This window comes from Pseudarthrobacter sp. W1I19 (assembly GCF_030817835.1).
Classification (GTDB): Bacteria; Actinomycetota; Actinomycetes; order Actinomycetales; family Micrococcaceae; genus Arthrobacter.
Window position 1 is genome coordinate 2,634,274 of record NZ_JAUSZR010000001.1, and the last position, 12,443, is coordinate 2,646,716.

The following is a 12,443-nucleotide window of genomic DNA, read 5'->3' on the forward strand; positions in this document are numbered from 1 at the left end:
ATAACGGCCCACCACCCCGGCCGATGAGCCGAAAACCCGGCCTGTGCGGGACTAGTCGTCCGCCGCTGCCGCCTTGCTGCGCCGGGCCAGGTTTTCCCGGCGCTGGCGGGCCAGGGCACTGCGGAGGGGCGGTACCACAACGCCCTGCGCCGCCATCTGCCGCCGGACCTTGCGCCGGCATACCAGCATGGCCACAACGCCGAAACCAAGCAGCACGAACTGGACACTGAGGGCAATCCGGAACGGAGCCAGCCCGTACAGCTCTCCATTGGAGAACCCGCTGGCGTACAGCACGTCCAGCACCAGGCCGATGAGGAAGATGGCAACGAGCGCGGCGATGAAGCCCCCCACGTTGACAATGCCGGTGGCCGTCCCGATCCGGTGGGCCGGGTTGAAGGTCCGCGCAAAGTCGAAGCCGATCATCGAGCCCGGGCCGCCGATAGCAAGCACCATGACCAGGCCGGCCAGAAGCCACAGCGGCGAACGCCCCGGCGTCAGCAGGACAGCGGCCCAGGCCCCGGCAGTAGCGGCGGCTATCAGGAGGACCATGGTGGAACGCCGCAGCGGGTGGCGGGAGACAAAGCGTCCGATAAAGGGGCCTACCGCCATGGCGGCCGCCACGTACAGTGCCATCAGGGCGGCAACCGTTCCGGCGTCCAGGCCTTGTCCGGATATCAGGAAAGGGTAGCCCCATGTCATCGCAAAAACGGTGCCGCTGAACTGGATGGTGAAGTGGCTCCACAGACCCAGCCGCGTCCCAGGCTGGCGCCACGCGCGGGCCAGCGAGGCGCCGGTGGCTTTCAGGCCCTGCTGCGCCTCCGGCCGGGCGGTGCCGGGCGGCACATCCTGCAGGAGCAGAACCACCAGGACGACGGCGAGTCCGGACATCCCGGCCAGCATCAGGAACGCCGGGCTCCAGCCGGCACAGTGTAGGACGAACGCGAACGGGAGGACACTGAACAGCTGTCCCAACTGCCCGGACATCCCGGTCAGCTGCGTGACCAGCGGGACCCGGGCGGGAGCGAACCAGAGCGGAATCAGCCGGATCACCGAAATGAAGGTCATGGCGTCCCCGGCACCCACCAGGACGCGGCCTGCCACGCCGCCGGGGATGCTGTCGGCGAAGGCCAGCTGAAGCTGGCCGAGGCCCATCAGCACGGCACCACCGGCGATCATGGCGCGGGACCCGAAGCGGTCCACCAGCAGCCCCACCGGTATCTGGAGTCCGGCGTAGACAAGGAGCTGGAGGACGGTGAAGAACGAGATCGCGGCGGCACTGGCATGGAAGCGTTCCGTAGCTTCCAAACCCACTACCCCGAAGGAGGTGCGCTGGCAAACGGCCACGAGGTACCCGAAGATTCCAATGGTCCAGATCAGCCAGGCTCGGGGTGCAGTCACGTCTTCATTATGCCCGGACAGCCCGGCAGGCCCGGAGCGCAGCGCGTTCCGGTGCCGGCCCGGGCCTCAATCCGCCCTCTAGTGGCTGGGATTTTCGCGGGCGAGGTAGGCCTCGACAGCGGCACCGAGGACATCAGCATTGGGCAGTTCGTCATTTTCGTCCGCCAGGAGCGAGCGGCGGACAGTTCCCTCGGCCTTTTCGTCGTACCGGGATTCAAGCCGGGACACCACCTGCTGGACTTCCTCGGAGGCGTCGATCTGCTCGGCGATCTGGCGGCTGACCTCACGGCCGGCTTCGCGGAGCCGGTCCGAGGGAAGCATCAGGGAGGTGGCGGCACCCAGGTACTCCAGTCCTGCGACGGCGGCCGTGGGGTATTCGGCCTCGGCCAGGTAGTGCGGCACGTGGATAACGTAGCCGGCCACGTTGCGGCCTGCCTCCACGAGGCGAAGTTCAAGGATGTGCCCCACGGCCGCGGGCACTTCCACGGTGGGCTTCCACACCGAGATGCCCTCGATGAGCTCCGGCCGGTTGCCGTGGACCGTGACGCCCACCGGGCGGGTATGCGGAACGGGCATGGGGATTGAGTGGATCCAGGTGACCAGGTTGACCTCGAGTTTTTCCACAATGCCCACTACTGCGCGGGCAAACCGTTCCCACTGCAGGTCCGGTTCGAAGCCGGCCAGCAGCAGGAAGGGGCTGCCCAGGCCGTCCACGAGCCGGTAGAGGGCGAGCCGGGGTTCCTGGTAGTCCTGCAGGTGGTCCTCGACAAAGGTCAGGTGCGGCCTGCGGGAGCGGTAATCGATCAGCTGGTCGGCGTCGAAGACGGCAACGGGCTGGGCGTCGAGCGAGTCCAGCAGTTCGGCATTGATCTGCTTCACCACCTGCCCGGCGTCGGCGAATCCGGTGAAGCCCATCACCAGGTTCAGCCCCTTGAGCTCCGGGCTGTGGAACAGCTCAATGTTGCTTGCATAAAGCGCGTCGGGGTCCAGCAGGGAGCCGGAGATCCGTTCAAGCACGGCGTGTTCCTTTCATGGGTGCGGGTGGACATCCTCTACAACGCCCCGGGACAGCCGCGCATTCCTGCGGCTGGTGTGGCGCACATCTCAGGAAATTCACCGGCTCAGGCGGGGACGGGCTACGATCGGAACTGGCCTGCCAGACAGGCTTGCAGACACCCGGGCTGCGTCCCGAACGACGGCAATCCGGGCATCCATGGCAGAGCGCCGAACATGCATCCCTGCTTCGAACATCTCGCGAGAATTGAGGACTGATCCCTGTGGTCAAGAATACTGAAATCAACCTTAGTACCCTCACCAGGGACCTGAAGAAGAGCCCCAGTGACGCAGTGGTCATCGGCGTGGGGAAGGGCACTGACGGTCCGGTGCTCCTGGACAACCCGCTGACGGCCAAGAGTGCCGAGGCCCTGGCCGACTCCCTCAAGTCGCTGGGCATCACGGGCGCCGCTGACCAGATCGTCCGCCTTCCCGGCCTCCCGGAAACGGGTGCCGGAATTCTGGTCCTCGCCGGCACAGGCAGCGTCGCGGCCGGAAAGCCGCTTACGGAAGAAGCACTCCGCCGCGCTGCGGGCTCCGCGGTCCGCCAGCTTGCCGGCCTCGCCACGGTTGTCCTGGCACTTCCGACGGCGTCCGTCGCCGATGTCGCGGCCGTCGCCGAAGGTGCCGCGCTGGGCGCCTATTCCTTCACCGAATTCCGGTCCTCCACGGACGGGCTGAAGGACCCGGTCAAAAATGCCGTCATCTTCACGGACCTGGCTGCCAACGACGGCGTCAATTCGGCGCTTAAGCGTGCCGGGCTGCTGGGCAAAGCCGTAAACGCCACCCGGTCACTGGTGAACCAACCGCCCAGCCACCTCTACCCGGAGACGTTCGCCGAGGCAGCAAAGGACCTGGCCAAGGGCCTGCCCGTCAAAGTCACGGTGTGGGATGAGAAGCGGCTGGAAAAGGAAGGCTTCGGCGGCATCATGGGCGTCGGCAAAGGCTCGGCCCGCCAGCCCCGCCTGGTCAAGGTCGAATACTCCCCGGCCAAGGCAACCTCGAAGATCGCCCTCGTCGGCAAGGGCATCACGTTCGACACCGGCGGCATATCCATCAAGCCGGCCCTCGGCATGGGCGACATGAAAAGCGACATGGCCGGCGCCGCCGTCGTCCTTAACACTGTCCTGGCCCTCGCCGGACTGGGCCTGCCGGTCAAGGCGACCGCGTGGCTCTGCATTGCAGAGAACATGCCGTCCGGTGCGGCGTCCCGCCCGGCCGACGTGCTCACCATGTTCGGCGGCAAAACCGTTGAGGTCCTGAACACCGACGCCGAGGGCCGCCTGGTGATGGCCGACGGCATCGTGGCCGCCAGCCGCGAATATCCGGACGCCATCATCGACGTCGCCACACTCACCGGTGCACAGCTGATCGCCCTGGGCAACCGCACCGCCGGAGTGATGGGTTCGGACAGCGTCACGGGCCCCCTGAAGGCCGCGGCGGACCGCGCAGGGGAACTCGTCTGGCCCATGCCGCTGCCCGAGGAACTGCGCCCCAGCCTCGATTCACAGGTCGCTGACCTGGCCAACATCGGCGAACGCCACGGCGGCATGATGACTGCGGCCGTTTTCCTGCGCGAATTCGTGGGTAAGGGCAAGGACGGGGAACAGATCCCCTGGGCCCACATCGACATCGCCGGGCCTTCCTTCAACAACGGAAGCCCCTACGGCTACACCCACAAGCAGGGAACGGGCTGCACGGTCCGGACCCTGGTGGCCTATGTAGAGGACATCCTGGCAGCAGCCGCCTGAGGCCAACGGGCAGCCGGAGACCGGTAACTGCGCCCTGCGGCACGGGAATGTTCCCTTCGCCGCAGGGCCGCGTGACACTCGACACAAGCGCTCCACAAACGCGGCGCCAAGGTGGAGCATGGATAAGTGGTTCGCTAAGGTGAACCACGGTAGTCACAAATGCAAGAGAACAGGCACGCTGACATAATCACGGCAGTGCAAGTTCCAAGACCAGATGATGCGCGGAAGAACGCGTCATCGTTCACGCGAGGGAGCGTTTAAGTGGCCGATCAGGCAACTGCGCAAGAATTCGACATCCTGGTACTCGGTGGAGGCAGCGGTGGATACGCCGCCGCCCTGCGGGCCGTACAGCTTGGCCTGACCGTCGGCCTCGTGGAGAAGGCAAAGCTGGGCGGCACCTGCCTCCACAACGGCTGTATCCCCACCAAGGCGCTGCTGCACTCTGCAGAGCTCGCCGACCACGCCCGTGACTCCGCCAAGTACGGCGTGAACGTCACCCTCGACAGCATCGACATCACCGCTGTCAACGCGTACAAGGACGGCATCATCGCCGGCAAGTACAAGGGCCTCCAGGGCCTCATCAAGTCCAAGGGCATCACCGTCATCGAAGGTGAGGGCAAGCTCCAGGGCACCGACACCGTGGTGGTGAACGGCACCGCCTACAAGGGCAAGAACATCGTCCTGGCCACCGGCTCGTACTCCCGCACCCTCCCGGGACTGGAAATCGGCGGCAAGGTCATCACCTCCGACCAGGCCCTGACCATGGACTACATCCCCAAGAGCGCCATCATCCTGGGCGGCGGCGTGATCGGCGTCGAGTTCGCTTCCGTGTGGAAGTCCTTCGGCGTGGACGTCACCATCGTGGAGGGCCTGCCCTCGCTGGTCCCCAACGAGGACGCCACCATCGTGAAGAACTTCGAGCGTGCCTTCAAGAAGCGTGGCATCAAGTTCTCCACCGGCATCTTCTTCCAGGGCGTCGAGCAGAACAACGACGGCGTCAAGGTCACCCTGGTGGATGGCAAGACCTTCGAAGCTGACCTGCTCCTCGTCGCGGTCGGCCGCGGCCCGGTCACCGCCAACCTGGGCTACGAGGAAGCCGGCATCACCATCGACCGCGGCTTCGTCATCACCAACGAGCGCCTGCACACCGGCGTCGGCAACATCTACGCCGTCGGCGACATCGTCCCCGGCGTCCAGCTCGCGCACCGCGGCTACCAGCAGGGCATCTTCGTGGCCGAGGAAATCGCCGGCCTCAAGCCGGTAATCGTCGAGGACATCAACATCCCCAAGGTCACCTACTCCGAACCTGAAATCGCCACCGTGGGCTACACCGAAAAGGCAGCCAAGGAGAAGTTCGGCGAGGACCAGGTCCAGACCCAGGAATACAACCTCGCCGGCAACGGCAAGAGCTCCATCCTGGGCACCTCCGGACTGGTCAAGCTGGTCCGCCAGAAGGACGGCCCCGTGGTGGGCGTCCACATGATCGGCGCCCGCATGGGCGAGCAGGTGGGCGAAGCCCAGCTGATCGTGAACTGGGAAGCATACCCCGAGGATGTGGCGCAGCTGGTGCACGCCCACCCCACCCAGAACGAGTCCCTGGGCGAAGCCCACCTGGCACTCGCGGGCAAGCCCCTTCACGGCTAGTCTCCCCCCAGCACCAAAGGGCCTGGTGCACCCGGCACTCAATGCCGGGTGCATTAGGCTGGCCAACAAGGCAGCAATCATCCGCACTAAAGATCAATAAGGAGAACGGGGACGACATGTCTGAATCCGTTAACTTGCCCGCCCTCGGTGAGAGCGTCACCGAAGGAACCGTCACCCGCTGGCTCAAGCAGGTAGGTGACCGGGTAGAGGTGGACGAGCCGCTGCTCGAAGTCTCCACCGACAAAGTAGACACTGAAATCCCCTCTCCTGTAGCTGGCGTGATTGAGGAAATCCTGGTTGCCGAGGACGAGACTGCCGAGGTTGGCGCTCCCCTGGTCCGCATCGGCGACGGCTCCGGCGGCGGCGCCGCCGCTGCACCCGCCGAGGAAGCTCCCGCACAGGAAGCACCCGCTGCCGCCCCCGCCGAAGAAACCCCGGCACAGGAAGCACCCGCACAGTCTGCCCCTGCCCAGGAAGCACCGGCAGCCCCGGCAGCCGGCGGCGGCGAAGGCCACGAGGTCACCCTCCCGGCCCTGGGTGAAAGCGTCACCGAAGGCACCGTCACCCGCTGGCTGAAGGCCGTGGGCGATTCCGTTGAGGTTGACGAGCCCCTGCTGGAAGTTTCCACCGACAAGGTGGACACCGAAATCCCGTCCCCCGTTGCCGGCACGCTGCAGGAAATCCGCGTCAACGAGGACGAAACCGCAGAGGTCGGTTCCGTCCTGGCCGTCATCGGCTCCGGTGCAGCCGCTGCCCCCGCCGAAGCGCCCGCCGCCCCCGCACCGGCCCAGGAAGCACCGGCACAGGAAGCACCCAAGGCTGAAGCGCCGAAGGCCGAAGCACCTGCCCCGCAGGCCGCTCCCGCACCGGCCGCCGCGCCTGCTCCGGCAGCAGCGCCGGCACCCGCCGCAGCGCCGGCACCCGCCGCAGCACCTGCGGCAGCCGAGGCAGCATCCTCAAACGGCGGATCCGAGTCCGGCTACGTCACTCCCCTGGTCCGCAAGCTGGCCAACCAGCACGGCGTGGACATTGCCTCGCTCTCGGGCACCGGCGTAGGTGGACGCATCCGCAAGCAGGACGTCATCGCAGCCGCCGAGGCCAAGGCCGCACCGGCCGCAGCTCCGGCAGCGGCACCGGCCGCATCTGCTCCCGCAGCGTCCAACGCCGCAGTTTCCTCGCTGCGCGGCACCACGCAGAAGGCACCGCGCATCCGCCAGGTCATCGCCCGCCGCATGCGCGAATCCCTGGAGATCTCCACCCAGCTGACGCAGGTCCACGAGGTGGACATGACCAAGGTGGCCAAGCTCCGTGCCCGCGCCAAGGACTCGTTCCAGGCGCAGAACGGCGTCAAGCTGACCTTCCTGCCGTTCATCGCCAAGGCAGTTGCCGAGGCCCTCAAGCAGCACCCCAAGCTCAACGCTGCCTACGACGAGGCCAAGCAGGAAATCACCTACCACAACGCCGAGCACCTGGCCATTGCCGTGGACACGGACAAGGGCCTTCTGGTTCCGGTCATTTCCGACGCCGGCAACCTGAACCTCGCCGGACTGGCCGGCAAGATCGCCGACGTTGCCAGCCGCACCCGCGACGGTAAGATCGGCCCGGACGAGCTGTCCGGCGGTACCTTCAGCATCACCAACATCGGTTCGGTCGGGGCCCTGTTCGACACCCCGATCATCAACCAGCCGCAGGTGGGCATCCTGGGCACCGGCGCCATCGTCAAGCGCGCCGTGGTGGTTGCCGACGAGAACGGTGACGACTCGATCGCCATCCGCTCCATGATGTACCTGTCACTGACGTACGACCACCGCCTGGTGGACGGCGCGGACGCCGGCCGGTTCCTCCAGACCCTGAAGGCACGCCTTGAAGAAGGCGCCTTCGAAGCGGACCTGGGGCTGTAACAGGCCAACAACGTACGCACGGCGGTGCAGGCAGCGGTGGGAAACCAGCGCAAGGCCTGTGCCGCCGCCGGCGTTTAACTACTACAAGCTGTAGAACCTCTGGCTACACTGGTCCCATGAACATCGTTTATAACATTGTGGTTTTCCTGCACATCGTCGGCGCCGCCATGATCGTGGGCATCTGGATCGGCCAGATGAAAAACCCCACCGTCCACCCCCGCCAGTTCGACGGCGCCATGCTCCAGCTGCTCACCGGTGTTGCCCTGATGGGCCTGATCCCGGCCCTGGACATGGACGCCAACTACGTCAAGCTTGGCATCAAGTTCGCCATCGCCCTCGCCGTTGGCGTGCTGGCCTTCATCGGCCGCCGCAAGTACAAGAACAACGAGCCCGTCAGCAAGGGTCTGGCACATGCTGTGGGCGGCCTGGCACTGCTGAATGTGGCCATTGCCACCATCTGGCAGTAAGCGGCTTTATCTATACCGTACGACGGCGATGCTCCCTTTCTGCGGGGCGTCGCCGTCGTACTTTTTAGGGCCATGGTCACAATCCTCTGACAGCGGACAACCCGTGCACCCGGGGTGCTGAATCCATAGGATGGGTAGCGGCGGGGTCCTGGCAGCAGCCTGCCCCGGTTCGAATCGATTTGAGGAGTGGTTATGGCAGCAACACGCACCGCGCACACCGTATGGAACGGCGACCTGATGACGGGTTCCGGAAACACCACGCTGGACAGCTCCGGCCTTGGTACCTACGAGGTCACGTGGAAGGCCCGCACCGAGGCTGCCGGCGGCAAGACCAGCCCGGAAGAACTCATTGCGGCAGCCCACTCGGCCTGTTTCTCCATGGCCTTCAGCCACGCACTTGCCCAGGCCGGACATTCCCCGGAGGAAGTCAATACCAAGGCTGATGTCACCTTCGTACCGGGCACCGGCATCACCGGAAGCCACCTGACCATGTCCGCACGGATCCCCGGCATCTCCGAGGACGAGTTCCAGAAGATCGCAGCAGAAGCAAAGGTTGGTTGCCCCGTCTCCGGCGCCCTCGCCAGCATCGACATCACCCTGGACGCCACGCTGCAGTCCTAGGACCCTCCCCAGGCAAAACAAAGGGCCCTGCCCGGACGGAAGATTTTCCGGCCGGGCAGGGCCTTTTCGTTGGCCTTTGCGGCTAGGGCTGCCGGCTTCCCGGCCGGCGGGCCGGTAGCGGAGCCGGACGGAGCCGGCGGTAGCCCTCGCGGGCCGGCGGGCGGTCGGTGGGAAGCTCCTGCACCATTTCCTTCAATGCACCGATGCCGTATTCAAGCTGCGGATCCCGGCCGGCCGCGTAGGCGTGCGGCGGGTACGCCACTTCGATGTCCGGGTCCACGCCGTAGTTCTCAACGCCCCAGCCCACGCCGCCGCTGAACCAGTTGGCATACCGCGGCTGCGTGACCCCAGTGCCGTCGGCCAGGGCGAACCTGTTGTCGATGCCCACAACTCCGCCCCAGGTGCGGGTTCCGATCACAGGTCCAATGCCGCGGAGCTTGGACACCTGGGTGATGATGTCGCCGTCGGAACCGGCAAATTCATCGGCGAGGATGATGACGGGCCCGCGCGGGGCATGGTGCGGGTAGGTCCGCGGCTTTTCTCCGCGCGGCATGCTCCAGCCGGTGACTTTACGGCCGATCAGTTCGGCCACCAGCTGGGAGGTGTGCCCGCCGCGGTTGCGCCGCACGTCCACGATGAGCCCGTCCAGGGCCGTTTCGGTGTCGAGGTCGCGGTGGAGCTGGGCCCAGCCGTTGGCCATCATGTCCGGGATGTGCAGGTACCCGAACGTTCCGCCGGACGCCTCACGCACGGTCCGCCGGTTCGATGCCACCCACTCCTGGTACCGCAGGCGCTCCTCATCCTTCACCGGAACGACGGCGACCCGCCGCTGCGTGCCGGCACGTTCTCCGTGGGCGGCGCCGTTGAGCAGTGTCAGTTCCACGGCGCGGCCCGCGGCTCCGACCAGTTGCATGGCCGGGGTGACGGAGCCGGACAGCGGAACGCCGTCGATGGCCAGCAGGATGTCGCCTGCCTTGGCGCCCACGCCGGGCCGGGTCAGCGGAGACGTTGCCAGCGGGTCCGAGGACTCGCCGGCAAGGATCCGGGTGATTTCCCAGCCGGCCGGGGTGAGCGAAAGGTCCGCGCCCAGGCGCCCCTGGCCGTGGCTGCCGTTTTCGGTGACGGGCGCCGGCTTGACGTACGCGTGGGAGGTTCCCAGTTCGCCGTGCAGCTCCCACAGCAGGTCCACCAGGTCATCGTGCGATCCCAGGCGGTCCACCAGGGGGCGGTAGCGCTTGTGGATGGACTCCCAGTCCTGCCCGGCCATGTCCTCAGCCCAGAAGAAGTCGCGCTGCAGCCGCCAGGCCTCGTCGAAGGCCTGGCCCCAGACGCGGAGCGGTTCCATCATTACCCGGACCCGGCCCAGGTCCACCTTGACCAGGTCGCCGGATTCCTCGTCCACCTTTTTGTCCGCCGGGACCACCGTGACCTTCTTCTCGGAGATCAGCACCACTTTGCTGCAGTCGCCGGAGAGCCGGAAACTGTCCAAAGACTCCACCAGGGTGGTCTGCTTCCGGCGGGCGAGGTCGAAACGGGACAGGCTGGGGCGTGCGTCCTTGTCCTCCTGGCTGGCTTTGCCGTCACCGGTTACCCCGGCGAGGGCCCAGTCGAGCCACAGCAAAGCGCCGTCGGCCGCCTTTAGTGACGTGTAGTTGCCCTGCGGCACGGGGACGCCGATAACGCGGTGGGCCAGGCCCTCAGCATCCACGATGACCTCGGGAGCGGCCGCATCATCCTGCTTCGGCTCAGCCTTTGCCGCCTCGGCCTCACCGGCGTCCGGATCCACAGAAGGACCAAAGGGCGACGGCGTATCTGCAGCCAGCGCCACGAGGTAGGGCTTGATGGGGCTGGGGAAGGAGAGGTCGAAGGAGTGCCCGTCGTAGACGGGGTCGAAGCTGCGGTTGGACAGGAAGGCCAGGAACTTCCCGTCCGGAGTGAAGGCGGGAGACGTGTCCCGGAACCGGCCGTCAGTGACGTCCACCGGGCTGGCCCCCGGATCAGCAACCTTTGCCAGCCGGAGCCGGCTGCGCGAACCGAAAGAGGTGACCGGCTCGGACCATACCAGCCACTCGGAGTCCGTGGACCAGGCGAGGTCCGAAACGGTGCCTTCGCCGATGCTGGCCACCAGGGTCAGTTCGCCGGTCCGCGTATCGGCCGCATAAACCTCGCCGAATGATGTGCCCAGCGCAAGCCAGTTGCCGTCCGGGCTTGCCTCCAGCGAACTGGTCCGGGTGGGGCGCGGAAAACTGATGCGCAGCGTTTCGGCCTGCACAGGTGGCCCGGCCGTCGCGTTCCCAGGCGAAGACGCTTCCTCCGGAGCAACGTCTGCCTGCTGGTCGTCCCGGACGGCGGTCTGTGCTGTGTTCGCGGCCAGGACTGCAGCGCCGGCAGCAGGGACCGGCTGCGGCAAAGGCGCGTGCTCCTCGTCGCGGCCCTGCGCCGGGGCGGCTGCCCCAGCGTCCGGAGGTCCGGCGGGTGTGGCTGCGGAGGGTGCGGCGGCGGTGCCGGGGACGGGCCCGGCAATATCCTTGATGAACAGCGCTTCGACGCCGTCATGATCGGCGACGTAGGCCAGCCGTCCGTTGTTCAGCGGCCTCGGCAGGCGCGCGCGGACCCCTGGTGTAGCTTCAATGATGCGCGATGGACCGTCTTTGTGGCGGAGCCAGGAGATGGTGCCGTGGGCTTCCACCGCACTGGCCGAGCCGGCAGCGTCCGGGACTGCCTCGCCTAAGTGTTTGGCTGTATTAAGCAGTGCCGGCCGCCTCGACTGCGAGGCTGACCCCAAAGTGATGTCCAGCCGCACCGCGTCGGCCCCGAGCCCGGAAAGCATCCACAGCTCACCCGCAGACTCGAAGACGATCCGCTTGCCGTCCGTGCTGGCGTGGCGGACATAGAAGTCCTCGTGGTCCGTGTGGCGCTGCAGGTCTTTTCCGTTGGGCAGCACCGAATACAGGTTGCCGTAACCCTCGTGGTCAGACAGGAACGCAATCCGCCCGTCCACCCACATGGGGTCGGCGAGGTTGCCGTCCAGGTCCGGCAGCAGGCGCTCAAACTCACCGTTGCCGTCGTTGTCGATCCAGAGCTTTCCTGCAGTGCCTCCGCGGTAGCGCTTCCACCAGGCGGGCTCGCGGGACAACACGCTGCCCAGCACTACGGGCCGCTCATCGCCAACCTCGGGGCCGAAGGCCACCGACTCCACCGGGCCGAACGGCAGTTCTTCCGCCCAGCCGCCGTCGAGCGGAACGCTGTAGGCGTGTGTGTGCCTGCTTTCGGCCTGCCGGAACGCGCTGGTGACAACCACTGAGCCGCTGGCGGTGAAGCCTTTGACTTTGGTGGTGCTGTGGCCAAAGTACGTCAGCTGCCGGTAGTCCCCGCCGTCCACTGCCGCGGACACTACCTCCGGCGCCGTTCCCTGCACCACCGTCCACACCAGCCGCTGCCCGTCGGGGGTGAAACGGGGGTTGCGGGCAGGCAGCTGGAGCGAGGAGACACGCCATGCGCGGCCGCCGTCCAGGGGTGCAATCCACACGTCGTCCTCGGCCACGAAGGTGACCAGATCGCCGTGAAGGTGCGGGTAACGGAAGTAGCTCGAAGAGGTCATCGTTCGA

General features: G+C 66.6%; 8 protein-coding genes. 5 read left to right on the plus strand and 3 right to left on the minus strand.

Annotated features, from left to right (window positions below):
• Window positions 1–51: 51 nt before the first annotated feature.
• Both QF038_RS12405 and QF038_RS12410 read right to left on the minus strand, forming a co-directional pair.
• Complete coding sequence (locus QF038_RS12405; protein ID WP_307610422.1) at window positions 52–1,398, minus strand: nitrate/nitrite transporter; 1,347 nt, start codon at window positions 1,396–1,398, stop codon at window positions 52–54.
• A gap of 78 nt (window positions 1,399–1,476) precedes the next feature.
• The gene (locus QF038_RS12410) at window positions 1,477–2,415 is read right to left on the minus strand and encodes a proteasome assembly chaperone family protein (protein ID WP_307610423.1); all 939 of its coding nucleotides are present in this window, start codon (window positions 2,413–2,415) and stop codon (window positions 1,477–1,479) included.
• Between the two features lie 260 nt (window positions 2,416–2,675).
• Between QF038_RS12410 and QF038_RS12415 the strand changes: the two genes are divergently transcribed.
• The 5 genes from QF038_RS12415 to QF038_RS12435 all read left to right on the plus strand — a co-directional run bounded on the left by QF038_RS12415 (window position 2,676) and on the right by QF038_RS12435 (window position 8,835).
• The gene (locus tag QF038_RS12415) at window positions 2,676–4,202 is read left to right on the plus strand and encodes a leucyl aminopeptidase (protein WP_307610424.1); all 1,527 of its coding nucleotides are present in this window, start codon (window positions 2,676–2,678) and stop codon (window positions 4,200–4,202) included.
• 261 nt (window positions 4,203–4,463) lie between these two features.
• A complete protein-coding gene (lpdA, locus tag QF038_RS12420; RefSeq protein ID WP_307610425.1) occupies window positions 4,464–5,846 on the plus strand; it encodes a dihydrolipoyl dehydrogenase in 1,383 nt (460 codons plus the stop codon).
• A gap of 116 nt (window positions 5,847–5,962) precedes the next feature.
• Entirely contained in the window at window positions 5,963–7,747 is a 1,785-nt protein-coding gene (sucB, locus tag QF038_RS12425) for a 2-oxoglutarate dehydrogenase, E2 component, dihydrolipoamide succinyltransferase (protein ID WP_307610426.1), read from the plus strand.
• Window positions 7,748–7,863: 116 nt separating this feature from the next.
• On the plus strand, window positions 7,864–8,214 hold the full coding sequence (locus QF038_RS12430) for a hypothetical protein (protein ID WP_307610427.1): 351 nt from the start codon (window positions 7,864–7,866) through the stop codon (window positions 8,212–8,214).
• 192 nt (window positions 8,215–8,406) lie between these two features.
• Window positions 8,407–8,835, plus strand: a complete 429-nt coding sequence (locus tag QF038_RS12435; protein ID WP_142058077.1) for an OsmC family protein — start codon at window positions 8,407–8,409, stop codon at window positions 8,833–8,835.
• Between the two features lie 82 nt (window positions 8,836–8,917).
• On the opposite strand, the gene QF038_RS12440 is transcribed toward QF038_RS12435, so the two are convergent.
• Window positions 8,918–12,436 carry a S41 family peptidase gene (locus QF038_RS12440; protein WP_307610428.1) on the minus strand — a complete coding sequence of 1,173 codons (3,519 nt, stop codon included), beginning with the start codon at window positions 12,434–12,436 and terminating at the stop codon, window positions 8,918–8,920.
• Between the last annotated feature and the right edge of the window lie 7 nt (window positions 12,437–12,443).

What these genes read in the sequence shown, in the direction of transcription:
- sucB (WP_307610426.1), top strand. Translation starts at nt 5,963, where the DNA reads ATGTCTGAATCCGTTAACTTGCCCGCCCTCGGTGAGAGCGTCACCGAA.
- QF038_RS12430 (WP_307610427.1), top strand. Translation starts at nt 7,864, where the DNA reads ATGAACATCGTTTATAACATTGTGGTTTTCCTGCACATCGTCGGCGCC.
- QF038_RS12435 (WP_142058077.1), top strand. Translation starts at nt 8,407, where the DNA reads ATGGCAGCAACACGCACCGCGCACACCGTATGGAACGGCGACCTGATG.
- QF038_RS12440 (WP_307610428.1), bottom strand. Translation starts at nt 12,436, where the DNA reads ATGACCTCTTCGAGCTACTTCCGTTACCCGCACCTTCACGGCGATCTG.